Here is a 14,243-nt window from a genome sequence, read left to right as displayed (position 1 = left end):
GAAGGCGAATGAGTTTCGCCCGCTTCCTGCGCGCCAATGCGCCGTTCCTGTCTGTCGGGGTCCTGCTGACGTTCCTGTCAAGCTTTGGGCAGACCTTCTTCATCTCGGTCTTCGCGGGCGAGATCCGGGCCGAGTTCGGGTTGTCGCATGGTGCCTGGGGCGGAATCTATTCGCTGGGCACCACGGCGTCGGCGGCGCTGATGATCTGGCTGGGAACGCTGACCGACCGGCACCGCGTCCGGGTGCTGGCACCCTTCGTCCTTGCGGGACTGTCGGCCGCCTGCCTGTTCATGGCGGCGGTTCCGGTGGTCTGGCTTCTGCCGCTGGCGATCTTCTTCCTGCGCTTCCTGGGGCAGGGCATGTCCACGCATATTGCCGTCGTCGCCATGGCGCGCTGGTTCGTCGCCTCGCGCGGGCGCGCGCTGTCCGTGGCGACGCTGGGGGTTGCGGCGGGCGAGGCGCTGCTTCCCCTTCTCTTCGTGGCGCTTCTTGGGGTTTACGACTGGCGCACGCTCTGGCTGGTGGCGGCGGTCGTCATCGCGGTGCTGATCCCCGTGATCGGGCCCCTGCTGCGGCTTGAGCGAACGCCGCAGTCGATCGCCGAAAGCGGGGCCTCGCTTGGGATGGAGGGGCGCCACTGGACACGGCGCGACATGACGCGACACTGGCTGTTCTGGCTGATCGTGCCCGCGCTTCTGGCGCCGCCCGCCTTCGCCACCGCCTTTTTCTTTCAGCAGGTGCATATCGCCGAATCGAAGGGCTGGGCGCACCTTCAGATCGCGGCGATGTTCCCCGTCTTCACGCTGTCGGGGGTTGTCGGACTTCTGCTGTCCGGGGCTTTGATCGACCGGATCGGCACGGGGCGTCTGATGCCGCTGGCGCAGCTTCCCATGGCGCTTGGTTTCTTGCTGTTCGGGCTGACCGAAAGCCTGGTCGCCGCCGGCGTCGCGATGGCGCTCATGGGTCTGTCGCAAGGGGCGAACTCGACCGTGCCGAATGCCTTCTGGGCCGAGTTCTACGGCACCCGCCACCTTGGCGCGATCAAATCCCTGACGGTGGCGATCATGGTCTTCGGCACCGCCATCGGCCCCGCGCTGACCGGGGTGCTGATCGACGCGGGCCTGGCGTTTACCACGCAGATGCCGGGGATCGCGGGGTATTTCGTGTTTGCCGCATTGCTGGTCGGCCTTGGCATGGCCTGGGCGCGGCCGCTGCTGTCACCTCCGGCGGAGGTAGACATAGAACGCGCCTGAGCCGCCGTGCTTCTGGTGCGCATCGACGACCTGAAGAATGATCGGCGCCAACGGCGGAAGTCCCAGCCAGTGCGGGACCTGCCGGCGAAGAACGCCGCGGGCTTCCGGGATCGGCCCGCCCCGGTCGCCGCCCTGACCCTTGCCGGTGATGACCAGCACCAGCCGGCGCCCGTCGGCGTGGGCGCGCAGGATGAACGCCGTCAGGGCGCCGTGGGCATCGGCCACCGTCATGCCATGCAGATCGATGCGCGCTTCGGGCTGGAATTTTCCCCGCTTCAGCCGGTCATGCACACGCTTGTCCATGCGCAGGTGTGGTTCGCGCCCGGGGGGAACGAAGGCTGAAAGCGCGCGTTCACCGATGCGGAAGGACGGGATCGTCGCCGGAGCGCCCTGTTGCCCCGTCTGCGTCGCAGGCGGGGGGGTGAACTCGGGCGTGGGTTCAGGAATCGCGGGCGCGTGTTCGTGCAGCGGGCCTGGCGCTTCTTTCCGAAGCGGTGCGGCGGATTTGACGACTTCGGCCCACAGGGCACGTTCGCGCGCGTCCAGGGTGCGGGGTTTGCGCCGGGACATCAGTCCCCGGACCCGGCCTGGGCAAGCGCGGTTTCGATCGGAAGCAGGACGACCATCCGGCCTGGATCCCGGATGCTGCCGGCGGCATCGCCGGCCGCGTCTCCGGTGCCGTAGAAGATGTCGGCACGTTGCGCCCCCTTGATCGCCGACCCCGTGTCCTGCGCCACCATCAGGCGCCGAATTGGCTGCGCGCCCCGTTTTTCGATCCACACCGGCGCGCCCAAGGGCACGAAGTCTGGGTCGACGGCGATGGTCCGTCCCGCCGTGACCGACCGGTTCATCGCGCCCAGCGGCCCCTTGTCGGCGGGAACGCGGCTGACTTCACGAAAGAACACGTACGACGGATTGGCCTGCAACAGCAGGCGTCCCGCGTCCGGGTTCTGACGCACCCAGCGGCGGATCACCCCCGCCGACACCTGATGCGCCTGGAACAGGCCGCGGCGCACCAGCTCTTGACCCACGGAGCGGTAGGGGTGGCCGTTCTTGCCGCCAAAGCCGACGCGGATGCCGCGCCCGTCGGGAAACCGGATCCGGCCCGACCCCTGGACCTGAAGGAAGAACTTGTCGACCGGATCGTCGAGCCAGGCGATTTCAAGACCGCGCCCCTGAAGGATTCCACTTTCCTCGATCTGCGCGCGGGTCAGCCAGGGGGCGCTGCCCATCTCGGGCGGTCTGCGGTAGATCGGAAAGCGGAACCGATCCGTCCGGACAGGCGAGCCGGTCAACTCCGGCTCGTAGTATCCGGTGAAAAGTGCGGGCGTGCCGTCCTCGATCAGGACGGGGCGAAAGAACAACTCGAAGAAGGCGCGCGGCTCGGGCCCGGTGGCCGCAAGGGCGCAGATCGCGGCCCAGTCGCCGCCCTCGATATCGTCGCAGGTTTCAAGAAACACCGAAAGGGCGGCGGCATGGTCGTCGTCCGTCCAGCCGTCGAGGTCGCGCCAGTCGAGAAGCGTCCGCGTGGACGCGGACTGGGCCGGACCGGTCACGGCCGTGGCGGCGACAAGGACCGCTGCGACCGCAAGGCGCCGCACGTCATTCCCCGGTGGCGACCAGGTGCCAGTTCGGGTCGTCGGCACCCATCTCGCGCGCGAAGGTCCAGACGTCGCGCTGGCGCTTGATCTCGTTGGGGTTGCCTTCGACGATGGCCCCGGTTTCGTCGCGCACGACCGAGGTGAGTTCGCCGATGAAGCGCACGCTGACCTCGCCCATCCTGGTGTCGCGGTCGAAGGTCGCGTTGGTCAGCGTCACCTCGCGCACGCCGATGAAGCTTGCCTGGATGCTCAGCCCTTCGGCCTTGCGCTGGGCGATGACCTCATCGAAGGTCTGGGCCACGTCGGGCGCAAGGAAGCCGCGCACGTCGTCGATGTCACCGGCCTCGAAGGCCATGAGGATCATCTCGTAGGCGCCGCGCGCGCCTTCCAGAAACTCGCCGACGCCGAAACCGGGTTCGGCCATCTTCATTGCTGCAAGGGCCTTCGCGGCCTCCGACCCGTCCTTGACGTGATCGATGATGTCACGGTCGGGCCCGCCTTCGATCACATCGAACTCGGGCCGTCCGTTACGCTTTTTCTCGGCCGGGCCGGGCACCTGAACGGGAGGTTTCTCGAAGCCTTCACGGGTGCCCAGGACGCTGCGCAGTCGCAGGATCAGGAAGATGGCGATGCCAGCAAGAACCAGCAGTTGAATGATGGCAGAACTCATCGGATCCTCGCGTCACGGGCGACAGGTTTGTTTCGGGCGCGCACCGCACATATGTAGGTTACCGACCCGGTCAAGTCCACCGCGCCTGCAACAGGGAAACCTTTCATGTGGTTGTTTCTTCCGTTCCTTCTGGTCCCGCTGATCGAAATCGCGCTTTTCATTCAGGTCGGCGGTCTGATCGGCCTTTGGCCGACGCTGGCGATCGTGGTTCTGACGGCGATCATCGGCACCGCTCTGGTGCGTAGCCAGGGGATGCGCGTGCTGTCCGAGGCGCGGGCCTCCTTCGAACGCCTGAGCGATCCGACCGAGCCGTTGGCGCATGGCGCGATGATCCTGTTTTCGGGCGCGCTTCTTCTGACGCCGGGGTTCTTCACCGACGCCCTGGGTTTTGCGCTTCTCGTTCCGGCGATCCGGGCTGCGGTCTATCGCTGGGTCCGGGCCCGGATCGTGGTCGAAGGTGTCTCCTTCGGCCCAGGTCAGAGGCCCGGTCGCCCGGTCGATCCGGAGGTGATCGAAACCGAGTACCACGAGATCCGTCCGACCCATCGCCCGGACGGACCGTCCGGCTGGACCCGGCATTGAGGCCCCCGGCGGCCTCTGCTAGACAGCGCCGAACCAAAACGATGCCCGAGGAGCAAGACAATGGCCGAGGCTGACAACGGCGCGGCGGCGCAGGCGCCGCAGGTGCGCATGAGGATCCTGGGACAGTACATTCGCGACATGTCCTTCGAAAACAACCTGGCCCGGAAACCGGTCGAGGGCGAAGTCACGCCCGACATTCAGGTTCAGGTCGCGCTCGACGCGAAGAAACGGCCCGCCGACAATCAGTACGAGGTTCTGTCGAAGTACAATGTGACCTCGAAGAACAAGGCCACGGGCGAAACCCTCTTCCTGCTCGAGCTTGAGTATGTCGGCATTTTCCTGATCGAGAATGTTCCGGACGAACAGATGCATCCCTTCCTGCTGATCGAATGTCCGCGGATGATGTTTCCCTTCGTGCGCCGGATCGTGGCCGACGTCACCCGCGATGGCGGCTTCCCGCCCCTGAACCTTGAAGTGATCGACTTCATTCAGCTTTATCGCCAGACGCTTGCCCAGCGTCAGGCGGCCGCGCAGGCCAGCGACGCTCCGAAGACGCTTAGCTGAACCGTTTCCACACGGCGTCGTCGCCAAGTGCGCCGACGAAGCGGGCGTGGGCGGCGGCCTCCTCTTCCGTCAGGCGCGGGGCGAGCGGGCGGGGCCGTGGCCCAAGCCGCCCCGCTCCGACCGAGATCTCGGCCCGCGTTTCGGTCGCTGAAAGAACGAGTCCGGGCTGCCGCCCACCGATCAGCTCGAGATAGATCTCGGCGAGGATCTGACTGTCGAGCAATGCGCCGTGCAGGGTGCGGGCGGAGTTATCGATGCCGAAGCGGCGGCAGAGAGCGTCAAGCGACGCCGGAGAACCGGGGAATTTCTTTCGCGCGATGGCAAGTGTGTCGATCGCACGGTCGAAGGGGATCCCTGGACGCCCAAGCCAGCCAAGCTCGGCATTGATGAATTTCATGTCGAAGCTGGCGTTATGGATCACCAGCGTCGCATCCTCGAGGAAGGCAAGGAATTCGTCGACGACGGCGCGGAACACCGGCTTGTCGCGCAGGAAATCGTCCCCAAGGCCGTGGACAGCGAATGCTTCGGCCGACATGGCGCGTTCGGGGTTGATGTACTGGTGATAGGTCCGGCCCGTCGGCATGTGGTTGAACAGCTCGACGCCGCCGATCTCGACCAGACGGTCCCCCGACTCGGGGTCAAGCCCCGTGGTTTCGGTATCAAGCACGATCTCACGCATGGGAGAGCTTTCTTTTCACATCCTCAAGCACAGACTGCACGCCGGATCGCGCGTCCTCAAGCCCGGTGGTGGCGATCACATAATCGGCACGGGCGCGTTTTTCCGCATCGGGCATCTGGCGCGCGAGGATCGTATCGAATTGATCGACCGTCATTCCCGGGCGGGACAGCACGCGGTCGCGCTGAATGTCCGGCGGGGCGGACACAACCACGACGGCATCCGCCATCGCATCAGCGCCGATCTCGTAGAGAAGGGGAATATCGAGAAGGACGATCGGCGCTGCGGCCGTGGCAAGGAACGCGGCGCGGTCCGCGGCCACAAGCGGGTGCACCGCCTTTTCGATCCGGCCAAGCGCTGCGGGGTCTGACGCGATCCAGGCCTTCAGGGCTGCGCGGTCGACCCGGCCGTCGATAACCGCCTGGGGTCGCAAGGCGCCGATCACTGGAACCGCGGCGCCACCGGAATCGTAGAGCCGGGCGACGGCGGCATCGGCATCCCAGACCGGGATGCCTTCGTCGGCGAACATCCGGGCCGTGGTCGACTTGCCCATTCCGATCGAGCCGGTCAGACCAAGAACGAACGGTCGCGTCATTCCCCCAGAACCGCGGCCCGCGCCGCGGCATCGACTTCCGGGCGCACGCCGAACCAGCGTTCGAAGGCGGGGGCCGCCTGGTAAAGCAACATGCCGAGCCCATCCACCGTGCGGCAGCCGATGTCCGCGGCGTGCTTCAGAAGGGTCGTCTCGAGCGGGGCATAGACAAGATCGGTGACGACCGCATCCCGCGACAGCGCGTCAAGCGGGACACGGAATTCCGGCTTGCCGACCATGCCCAGCGAGCTTGCATTGATGACCGTCGCCGCGCCGTCGATGGCGTTTCCGGCCTGAACCCAGTCGTAGACATTGACCTTGGTTCCGAACTCCTGCCGAAGGGCATCGCTTCGGGCGCGGGTGCGGTTTGTCAGGCGGATCTCTGTCACACCCACGTCGATGAGCGACGCGATGACCGCACGCGCCGCGCCGCCCGCCCCGATCACGGCCGCCGGACCGGCGTTCGCATCCCAGCCAGGAGCACCCTGGCGAAGATTCTCGATAAAGCCGTAGCCGTCGGTGTTGTCGGCGTGAATCCGGCCGTCGGCGCGGAAGATCAGCGTGTTGGCGGCACCCATGACGGCAGCCCGGTCGGTGACAAGATCGGCGAGCTTCATCACCCGCTCCTTATGAGGGATCGTCACGTTGGCGCCGACGAAGCCCATCTTGGGAAGGGCGCGCAAGGCGTCTTCCAGATCGGCCGCCGCCACGTCGAGCGGAACGTAGAAGCCCTCTATTCCGTAGCGCTTCAGCCAATGCGTGTGCAGCGCCGGCGAGCGCGAATGCGAGACCGGCGATCCGATGACACCGGCCAGAGGAATGCGGTCATGGCTCATGTCGCGAGTTTTCCGCGAAGCACGAGGAACGACAAGAGTTCGATGAGCGGCAGACCAAGGATCGTGAAATGATCTCCGTCGATGCGGGAAAAAAGACGCACTCCCTCTTCCTCGATCTTGTAGCCCCCGACGCTGGAGCGAATGCTGTGCCAGTTGCGGGTGACGTAGGCGGCAAGAAAGGCGTCGGAAAGGCTGCGCATGGTCAATCGCGTCTGGCCGACATGCCGCCAGATCGGCGTCGGGCCATCGAACAGGACGGCCGCGGAAAAAAGGTTGTGCGTCCGTCCCGACAGAAGTGAAAGGTGGTGGCGTGCCTCGTCTTCATCGGCCGGTTTCGACAGGATCCGGCCATCAAGATCGAGCACCTGGTCACACCCAAGGACCCAACGTCCCGACAGCTTGTCGGCGACGCGACGCGCCTTGGTCTCCGCCAGAGCGTCGGCGATATCGCGGGGCGGGGCGCCTTCCGCCATAAGGGACTGGAGAAGCGCTTCCTCGTCGATCCGCGCTGGGCGCACCTCGATCTCCACGCCCGCGCGGCGCAGGATCTGAGCCCGGATTTCAGATCCGGAGGCAAGAACAAGGGGGTCGGACATCGGGACAGACCTGTGGATGACCAGGTGATGACCAACTGAATAGGCGGCGCGGTCCAGAAGCGGAAGCGGGAAGATCGACCAAAGCGGTCCGCGTCACTTTCGGCCGGTGAAACTTATCCACGGTGGGCGACTCGCTCGGCGGTTATCCCGACCCCTCGGCAAGCAGAGAGATCTGACAGAGTTATCCACCTGCTTTTTCACAGTGAACGCCGCGTAAAGCTTTGGTTTTCCTGTGAAATGCGCACGATGTGGAGGAACGGGCGCTCAGGTTTCCGCGCCGCGCGCCCAGCGGACAGCGCGGTGGACAACTTAGAAATCCGAGTTGTCCCCGCCCTATACAAACACATCATCTTTTCTTTCATATCTTTTCTTTTTTCGATAGGCGGGCGGCATGACCGACTTTCTGATCGCGGCCTATCCCTGGACAAAAACACTTCACGTGATCGCGGTGATCGCGTGGATGGCGGGCCTGTTCTATCTTCCTCGTCTCTTCGTCTATCACGTCGAAAAGGTCGGAACCGGCGGTGAGACGGATGCCCTTTTCCAGACGATGGAGCGGCGCTTGCTCAAGGCGATCATGAATCCCTCCATGATTGCCAGCTGGCTTTTCGGGGTTGCCCTGGTGATGACGCCCGGTGTCGTCGACTGGGGTGCGGTTTGGCCCTGGACAAAGGCGGCTTCGATCCTGGCGATGACGTGGTTTCACATGTGGTGCGCAGCGCGCCGAAAGGACTTCGTGGCCGGGACAAACACCCGAACGGGACGGCAGTACCGGATGATGAACGAAGTGCCGACGCTTCTTCTGATCGTGATCGTCGTCTCGGTCATCGCACGGCCTTTCTGACGCGCGATTGACTAACCAGCGCTGACGGCTTATGTCGGCGCCGAGTGGCCGTCCGGCCGCCTCGTTTCCCGACCAGATATCGACCGCGCCGCACGCCATGCCTGCGCGCAGGTCCCGCAGGATCTCCCAGATGACCGCTGAACGACTGAACCTTGCCGATCTCAAGTCCAAGAGCCCGCAGGAACTTCTTGCGATGGCCGAGGAGCTTGAAATCGAGAACGCGTCGACCATGCGCAAGGGCGACATGATGTTCTCGATCCTCAAGGAACAGGCCGAGGAAGGCTGGGACATCGGTGGCGATGGCGTGCTCGAGGTGCTGCAGGACGGCTTCGGGTTCCTGCGGTCGCCGGAAGCGAACTATCTTCCGGGACCCGACGACATCTATGTCTCTCCGGACATGATCCGGCAGTATAGCCTTCGGACCGGAGATACGGTCGAAGGCGTGATCCGGGCACCGAACGACAACGAGCGGTACTTCGGGCTGATCAAGGTCGAGAAGATCAACTTCGAGAACCCTGAAAAGGCGCGCCACAAGATTAGCTTCGACAACCTCACGCCGCTTTATCCCGATGAGCGGCTGAAAATGGAGATCGAGGATCCGACGATCAAAGACCGGTCGGCACGCATCATCGATCTGGTCGCGCCGATCGGCAAAGGGCAGCGAAGCCTGATCGTGGCGCCGCCGCGCACCGGCAAGACGGTGCTTCTTCAGAACATCGCCCACTCGATCGAGGTCAACCACCCCGAGTGCTACCTGATCGTTCTGCTGATCGACGAACGTCCTGAAGAGGTCACCGACATGCAGCGGTCGGTGAAGGGCGAGGTGATTTCCTCGACCTTCGATGAACCGGCCAGCCGCCATGTCGCCGTCGCCGAGATGGTAATCGAGAAGGCCAAGCGTCTTGTCGAACACAAGCGGGACGTCGTCATTCTGCTCGACTCGATCACCCGTCTGGGGCGCGCGTTCAACACCGTCGTGCCGTCTTCGGGCAAGGTGCTGACCGGCGGCGTCGACGCCAACGCCCTGCAGCGCCCGAAGCGCTTCTTCGGGGCCGCGCGGAACATTGAGGAAGGCGGCTCGCTCACGATCATCGCGACCGCGCTGATCGACACCGGAAGCCGCATGGACGAGGTGATCTTCGAAGAGTTCAAGGGCACCGGCAACTCCGAGATCGTTCTTGACCGTAAGGTGGCGGACAAGCGCGTGTTCCCGGCGATGGATATCCTGAAGTCGGGCACGCGGAAGGAAGATCTTCTCATCGAGAAATCCGATCTTCAGAAGACCTACGTCCTCCGTCGCATCCTGAACCCGATGGGGACGACCGATGCGATCGAATTCCTGATCTCGAAGCTCAAGCAGACGAAGTCGAATTCCGAGTTCTTCGACTCGATGAATACCTGATTATTTATTGAAATCAATGGGTTAATCCCATGGACACGATCTTTGCCCTGGCCAGCGCGCGTGGTAAGGCCGGGGTTGCGGTCGTTCGTATCTCGGGGCCACGGTCCTGGACGGCGGCCGCGGCCCTGGCGGGCGACCTGCCGCCGGCCCGCCAAACGGCGCTCCGCCGACTGACGGCCGCAGACGGCATGGCCCTGGACGAGGCGCTGGTGCTGCCGTTTCGGGCCGGCCACAGCTTCACCGGGGAAGACGTCGTCGAACTGCATCTTCACGGAAGCCTTGCAACGGTTCGCGCCGTATTGCGCGTTCTGGGCGACATGGAGGGGCTGAGACTGGCCGAGCCTGGCGAGTTCACCCGCCGTGCGCTGGAAAACGAGTGCCTGGATCTTGCCCAGGTCGAAGGCCTGGCCGACCTCATCGATGCCGAAACCGAAGGTCAACGACAGCAGGCCCTGCGCGTCCTGTCCGGCGCCCTGGGGCGGGCGGCCGAGGGGTGGCGGACCGATCTGATCCGCGCCGCCGCGCTTCTTGAGGCGACGATCGATTTCGCGGACGAAGATGTGCCGGTCGACGTCACCCCCGAGGTGGACGCCTTGATCGGCCGTGTGATGAGCGCCCTTCAGCGCGAGGCCGATGGCGCCGCCGTTGCCGAACGCATCCGCGAGGGGTTCGAGGTGGCGATCGTCGGCCCGCCGAATGTGGGCAAGTCGACCTTGCTCAACGCTTTGGCGGGGCGCGAGGCCGCCATCACCTCGGACATAGCGGGGACCACGCGCGACGTGATCGAGGTTCGAATGGACCTGCACGGTCTTCCGGTCACGGTTCTTGATACGGCAGGCTTGCGCGAAACGCAGGATGTCGTCGAGGGACTTGGCGTGAAGCGCGCGATCGAGCGCGCGAAACTGGCCGATCTGCGAGTCATCCTCAAGGAGGCGAACGACGAGGATCCGCTTTTGGCCCCGACCGGCGACGATATCGTTGCGGTCGGCAAGGCAGATCTGGGGCGGCAGGGGGGGCTTGCGATCTCGGGCTTGACGGGGGTTGGCCTTGACCGCCTGGTCGAGATGATCGTGTCCCGGCTCGAGGTGCGCGCCTCAGGCGTGGCGACGGCAACGCGCGAGCGGCACCGGGTCGCCATTGAACGTGCAATCGGGGCGCTGACGTTGGCGAAGGACGAACTTCTTCATGGCCCGGAACGGTCGGAACTTGCGGCGGAAGAGCTTCGCACGGCAATTCGTTCGCTCGACTCACTTGTCGGACGCGTGGATGTAGAGCATATCCTCGACGAAATCTTCGCAAGCTTCTGCCTGGGCAAATAGGGGCGTTTCACGTGAAACACCGCGATTTCGACGTCATCGTGATCGGCGGCGGCCATGCCGGCGCCGAGGCTGCGGATGCAGCGGCCCGCATGGGCGTGCGCGTCGCTCTGGTGACGCTCAAGCGCGATGGCATAGGGGTCATGTCCTGCAACCCCGCGATCGGGGGGCTTGGCAAGGGCCATCTTGTCCGCGAAATCGACGCCCTCGACGGCATCATGGGACGGGCCGCGGACGAGGCCGGGATACAGTTCCGGCTTCTCAATCGTCGCAAAGGTCCAGCAGTTCAGGGCCCGCGGGCGCAGGCGGATCGCAAGCTGTATCGCCAGGCGGTGCAGCGCCATTTGGCCGCAACGCCGGGCCTCGAGGTGATCGAGGGCGAGGCGGTCGATTTTCTCATAGAGAGCAATGCCGTCGCCGGGATCGAGTTGGCGGACGGATCGGCGCTTCGCGCTGGAGCGGTGGTGCTGACCACGGGAACGTTCCTGCGGGGCGTCATCCACATCGGGGACGAGCGGCGCCCGGGCGGGCGGATGGGCGATGCCCCGGCGGTGCGGCTGGCTGAGCGAATCGATAGCTTCGGCCTTCCCTTGGGGCGGCTGAAGACGGGGACGCCGCCGCGCCTTGATGGTCGGACGATCGACTGGGACCGTCTGGAAATGCAGCCGGGCGACGAGGAGCCCGCGATGTTTTCGTTCCTGTCGCGTGGTCCGGTGGCCCGGCAGATCGCCTGCGGGATCACCCACACCAACGAACGCACCCACGACATCATTCGCGAGAACCTGGGGCGGTCCGCCATGTATGGCGGCCATATCGACGGCGTCGGGCCGCGATATTGTCCGTCGATCGAAGACAAGGTCGTTCGGTTTGCCGACAAGCCGTCGCACCAGGTCTTTCTCGAGCCAGAGGGGCTGGACGACCACACGGTCTACCCGAATGGCATCTCGACCTCGCTTCCGGCCGAGGTTCAGGAGGATTACGTTCATTCGATCCACGGGCTTGAACACGCAGCCATCCTGCAGCCGGGTTACGCGATCGAATACGATTACGTCGATCCACGCGCCCTGCGGCGAACGCTGGAACCGCGCGATGTCCCGGGCCTTTTCCTGGCGGGCCAGATCAATGGAACGACCGGGTACGAAGAGGCCGGCGCGCAAGGTATCGTGGCTGGCATCAATGCCGCCCTCAATATTTTGGGTCGTGAGCCGGCCATTTTCCAGCGATCGGAATCGTACATCGGCGTAATGATCGATGACCTTGTCACCCGGGGCGTGACCGAGCCCTACCGCATGTTCACCTCGCGCGCGGAGTTCCGTCTGTCGCTTCGCGCCGACAACGCCGACCAGCGGCTGACGCCCATTGGTCTGTCCCTGGGGTGTGTGAGCGAATCTCGCAAGATCGCGTTCGACGCAAAGATGGGCCGACTGTCGGCCGCGCGCCGAAGACTCGAGGCGATGTCCTGGACGGCGCGCGAACTTGCGGGGGCGGGCGTGAACCTGTCGCCCGATGGGCCGCGCCGCACGGCCATTGACGCGCTTGGCCTGCCCGATGTCGAGTTCTCGTCGCTTCTTTCCCTGGACGCGTCGTTGTCCGAAATCGATCCTGACATCCGCGAGCAGATCGCCCGCGACGCGCTTTATGCCAAGTATACCGACCGCCAGAAGCGCGACGTCGAGGCGATGCGTCGGGACGAGGCCGAGGCAATCCCCGAGGATTTCGACTTCATGCCGCTGTCGGGCCTGTCGAACGAGCTGAAGCAGAAGTTGACGCGCATCCGCCCGGCAACGCTTGCCCAAGCGGGCCGTGTCGAGGGGATGACGCCCGCGGCCCTGACGCTGATCCTTGCAAAGCTTCGCCAGGCGCGGCGAAAGTCGGCATGACGGACGGCGCAGCGGCCTTCGCCGCGCAGGTGGATGTTTCACGTGAAACGCTCGCCCGCCTGTCGACCTACCACGATTTGCTGCAAAAGTGGGGCAAGCACATAAATCTTGTCTCACGCGGAACGCTGGATGCGGCCTGGGCGCGCCATTTCCTGGACTCGGCCCAGCTTCTGAGCCTCGCCCCTCAATCGGCGCGGCGTTGGTGCGATCTGGGGTCGGGGGCAGGGTTTCCCGGCCTCGTTATTGCGATTCTGGCGACCGAATCCCGACCGGAGCTGAAGGTCCGCCTGGTGGAGTCCGACCAACGCAAGGCCGAGTTCCTGCGCGCCGTGTGCCGCCAGACGGAGACGCAGGCAGACGTCCTGGCCGCCCGGATCGAATCGGCCGAGCCTTGCGGGGCGGATGTTCTGTCGGCGCGGGCGCTTGCCCCGCTTGCCGATCTTCTGGGCATGGCCGAGCGTCATCTTGCGCCCGGCGGGATCTGCCTTTTTCCGAAGGGCGCGCGCCATCGCGACGAGGTCGCAGCCACGCTTGAAACCTTCACCTTCGACTGCGAAGAATATCCCAGCAAGACGGGCGCAGATTCCGTCATCCTGAAAATCGGAGGCATCGGGCGTGTCTGACACCCCCCGGCCCGGCGGGCCCAAGATCATCGCGGTCGCCAACCAGAAAGGGGGCGTGGGCAAGACCACGACCGCCATCAATCTTGGGGCGGCCCTGGCCGAGGAGGGCTTCAGCGTTCTTCTTGTCGACCTTGACCCGCAGGGCAATGCCTCGACGGGGCTGGGCATCGATCCGTCCGAGCGGGAATACACAACATATGACCTTCTTCTGGAAGACGCCCCACTGGATCGTGTGATCCGCAAGACGAAGGTGCCGGGGCTTCTGATCGCCCCGGCGACCACGGACCTCAGTTCGGCGGATATCCAGATGGCCACGAACGAGAAACGCAGCCTTCTGCTGCGCCGCGCCCTGCGGCAGCCGGGGATGGCGGACTACCGCCTTGATTACATCCTGGTGGACTGCCCGCCTTCGCTTAGCCTTCTGACGGTGAACGCGATGGTCGCGGCCGATTCCGTTCTTGTTCCGCTTCAGGCCGAATTCTTCGCGCTGGAAGGTCTGTCGCAACTGATGCTGACCCTGCGCGAGGTGCGCGCCTCGGCCAACCCGGACCTGAGGATCGAGGGCGTGCTGTTGACGATGGCCGACCGCCGGAACCGGCTGAGCCAGCAGGTCGAGGCGGATGCCCGCGCGACCTTGGGCGAACTGGTGTTCGAAACCGTGGTGCCCCGCAACGTTCGCCTCAGCGAGGCGCCATCCTATGCGATGCCGGTCATGGAGTTCGATCCAACGTCCCGCGGAAGCATCGCCTATCGTGCGCTGGCACAAGAAATGGTATATGGTCGCGAGACTGTAACGACATGAGGTGGT

Annotated in this window: 16 protein-coding genes; 9 read left to right on the top strand and 7 right to left on the bottom strand. The window is 64.8% G+C overall.

The features are described from left to right. The first annotated feature begins 8 nt into the window (after positions 1–8). On the top strand, positions 9–1,253 hold the full coding sequence (locus ACRDNQ_RS08095) for an MFS transporter (RefSeq protein WP_431828147.1): 1,245 nt from the start codon (positions 9–11) through the stop codon (positions 1,251–1,253). On the opposite strand, the gene ACRDNQ_RS08090 is transcribed toward ACRDNQ_RS08095, so the two are convergent. Genes ACRDNQ_RS08090 through ACRDNQ_RS08080 form a run of 3 tightly spaced genes read right to left on the bottom strand, consistent with a single transcriptional unit; the run spans position 1,218 to position 3,524 of the window. Next, entirely contained in the window at positions 1,218–1,823 is a 606-nt protein-coding gene (locus tag ACRDNQ_RS08090; protein ID WP_431828146.1) for a Smr/MutS family protein, read from the bottom strand. The two genes, ACRDNQ_RS08095 and ACRDNQ_RS08090, sit on opposite strands and share 36 nt — an antisense overlap. Continuing rightward, complete coding sequence (gene mltA, locus ACRDNQ_RS08085) at positions 1,823–2,854, bottom strand: murein transglycosylase A (protein ID WP_431828145.1); 1,032 nt, start codon at positions 2,852–2,854, stop codon at positions 1,823–1,825. Before mltA ends, ACRDNQ_RS08090 begins: the two co-directional genes overlap by 1 nt. A gap of 1 nt (position 2,855) precedes the next feature. Then, positions 2,856–3,524 (bottom strand): Tim44/TimA family putative adaptor protein, encoded by a 669-nt coding sequence (locus ACRDNQ_RS08080; protein WP_431828144.1) that lies wholly within the window; start codon positions 3,522–3,524, stop codon positions 2,856–2,858. A gap of 105 nt (positions 3,525–3,629) precedes the next feature. Between ACRDNQ_RS08080 and ACRDNQ_RS08075 the strand changes: the two genes are divergently transcribed. Continuing rightward, positions 3,630–4,106: an FxsA family protein gene (locus ACRDNQ_RS08075; RefSeq protein ID WP_431828143.1), complete on the top strand. Its 477-nt coding sequence runs from the start codon at positions 3,630–3,632 to the stop codon at positions 4,104–4,106. A gap of 60 nt (positions 4,107–4,166) precedes the next feature. Then, positions 4,167–4,670 carry a protein-export chaperone SecB gene (gene secB / locus ACRDNQ_RS08070; protein WP_431828142.1) on the top strand — a complete coding sequence of 168 codons (504 nt, stop codon included), beginning with the start codon at positions 4,167–4,169 and terminating at the stop codon, positions 4,668–4,670. On the opposite strand, the gene dnaQ is transcribed toward secB, so the two are convergent. From dnaQ to ACRDNQ_RS08050, 4 genes are read right to left on the bottom strand one after another with little or no spacing between them, the layout of a single operon-like run. Beyond that, positions 4,663–5,349 (bottom strand): DNA polymerase III subunit epsilon, encoded by a 687-nt coding sequence (dnaQ, locus tag ACRDNQ_RS08065; protein WP_431828141.1) that lies wholly within the window; start codon positions 5,347–5,349, stop codon positions 4,663–4,665. The genes secB and dnaQ overlap by 8 nt on opposite strands. After that, the gene (gene coaE, locus ACRDNQ_RS08060; protein WP_431828140.1) at positions 5,342–5,941 is read right to left on the bottom strand and encodes a dephospho-CoA kinase; all 600 of its coding nucleotides are present in this window, start codon (positions 5,939–5,941) and stop codon (positions 5,342–5,344) included. Before coaE ends, dnaQ begins: the two co-directional genes overlap by 8 nt. Further along, positions 5,938–6,774, bottom strand: coding sequence for a shikimate dehydrogenase (locus tag ACRDNQ_RS08055; protein WP_431828139.1), 837 nt, complete (start codon positions 6,772–6,774; stop codon positions 5,938–5,940). The genes coaE and ACRDNQ_RS08055 overlap by 4 nt, the downstream gene beginning before the upstream one ends. Then, the gene (locus tag ACRDNQ_RS08050) at positions 6,771–7,370 is read right to left on the bottom strand and encodes a Maf family protein (RefSeq protein WP_431828138.1); all 600 of its coding nucleotides are present in this window, start codon (positions 7,368–7,370) and stop codon (positions 6,771–6,773) included. Before ACRDNQ_RS08050 ends, ACRDNQ_RS08055 begins: the two co-directional genes overlap by 4 nt. 391 nt (positions 7,371–7,761) lie before the next feature. Here ACRDNQ_RS08050 and ACRDNQ_RS08045 point away from each other — a divergent pair, with 391 nt between their 5' ends. From ACRDNQ_RS08045 to ACRDNQ_RS08020, 6 genes are all read left to right on the top strand, one after another. Then, entirely contained in the window at positions 7,762–8,214 is a 453-nt protein-coding gene (locus ACRDNQ_RS08045) for a CopD family protein (RefSeq protein WP_431828137.1), read from the top strand. Between the two features lie 130 nt (positions 8,215–8,344). Beyond that, positions 8,345–9,616, top strand: a complete 1,272-nt coding sequence (gene rho, locus ACRDNQ_RS08040; protein ID WP_431828136.1) for a transcription termination factor Rho — start codon at positions 8,345–8,347, stop codon at positions 9,614–9,616. A 29-nt stretch (positions 9,617–9,645) separates the two neighbouring features. Beyond that, a complete protein-coding gene (gene mnmE, locus ACRDNQ_RS08035; protein WP_431828135.1) occupies positions 9,646–10,935 on the top strand; it encodes a tRNA uridine-5-carboxymethylaminomethyl(34) synthesis GTPase MnmE in 1,290 nt (429 codons plus the stop codon). Positions 10,936–10,946: 11 nt separating this feature from the next. Next, positions 10,947–12,812, top strand: coding sequence for a tRNA uridine-5-carboxymethylaminomethyl(34) synthesis enzyme MnmG (gene mnmG, locus ACRDNQ_RS08030; RefSeq protein ID WP_431828134.1), 1,866 nt, complete (start codon positions 10,947–10,949; stop codon positions 12,810–12,812). Then, positions 12,809–13,435, top strand: coding sequence for a 16S rRNA (guanine(527)-N(7))-methyltransferase RsmG (gene rsmG / locus ACRDNQ_RS08025; protein ID WP_431828133.1), 627 nt, complete (start codon positions 12,809–12,811; stop codon positions 13,433–13,435). Before mnmG ends, rsmG begins: the two co-directional genes overlap by 4 nt. Next, complete coding sequence (locus ACRDNQ_RS08020; protein WP_431828132.1) at positions 13,428–14,237, top strand: ParA family protein; 810 nt, start codon at positions 13,428–13,430, stop codon at positions 14,235–14,237. The genes rsmG and ACRDNQ_RS08020 overlap by 8 nt, the downstream gene beginning before the upstream one ends. Positions 14,238–14,243: the final 6 nt, after the last annotated feature.

The organism is Saliniferula longa (assembly GCF_050789285.1).
GTDB lineage: Bacteria > Pseudomonadota > Alphaproteobacteria > Rhodobacterales > Rhodobacteraceae > CAVPWP01.
The sequence above is the reverse complement of the archived record's forward strand: the minus strand, read 5'-3'. Positions and strand labels throughout refer to the sequence as shown.

Excerpts from the sequence above, each read along its gene's own strand:
- ACRDNQ_RS08095 (WP_431828147.1), top strand. The coding sequence starts at position 9 with ATGAGTTTCGCCCGCTTCCTGCGCGCCAATGCGCCGTTCCTGTCTGTC.
- ACRDNQ_RS08090 (WP_431828146.1), bottom strand. The coding sequence starts at position 1,823 with ATGTCCCGGCGCAAACCCCGCACCCTGGACGCGCGCGAACGTGCCCTG.
- ACRDNQ_RS08080 (WP_431828144.1), bottom strand. The coding sequence starts at position 3,524 with ATGAGTTCTGCCATCATTCAACTGCTGGTTCTTGCTGGCATCGCCATC.
- ACRDNQ_RS08075 (WP_431828143.1), top strand. The coding sequence starts at position 3,630 with ATGTGGTTGTTTCTTCCGTTCCTTCTGGTCCCGCTGATCGAAATCGCG.
- secB (WP_431828142.1), top strand. The coding sequence starts at position 4,167 with ATGGCCGAGGCTGACAACGGCGCGGCGGCGCAGGCGCCGCAGGTGCGC.
- dnaQ (WP_431828141.1), bottom strand. The coding sequence starts at position 5,349 with ATGCGTGAGATCGTGCTTGATACCGAAACCACGGGGCTTGACCCCGAG.
- coaE (WP_431828140.1), bottom strand. The coding sequence starts at position 5,941 with ATGACGCGACCGTTCGTTCTTGGTCTGACCGGCTCGATCGGAATGGGC.
- ACRDNQ_RS08055 (WP_431828139.1), bottom strand. The coding sequence starts at position 6,774 with ATGAGCCATGACCGCATTCCTCTGGCCGGTGTCATCGGATCGCCGGTC.
- ACRDNQ_RS08050 (WP_431828138.1), bottom strand. The coding sequence starts at position 7,370 with ATGTCCGACCCCCTTGTTCTTGCCTCCGGATCTGAAATCCGGGCTCAG.
- ACRDNQ_RS08045 (WP_431828137.1), top strand. The coding sequence starts at position 7,762 with ATGACCGACTTTCTGATCGCGGCCTATCCCTGGACAAAAACACTTCAC.
- rho (WP_431828136.1), top strand. The coding sequence starts at position 8,345 with ATGACCGCTGAACGACTGAACCTTGCCGATCTCAAGTCCAAGAGCCCG.
- mnmE (WP_431828135.1), top strand. The coding sequence starts at position 9,646 with ATGGACACGATCTTTGCCCTGGCCAGCGCGCGTGGTAAGGCCGGGGTT.
- rsmG (WP_431828133.1), top strand. The coding sequence starts at position 12,809 with ATGACGGACGGCGCAGCGGCCTTCGCCGCGCAGGTGGATGTTTCACGT.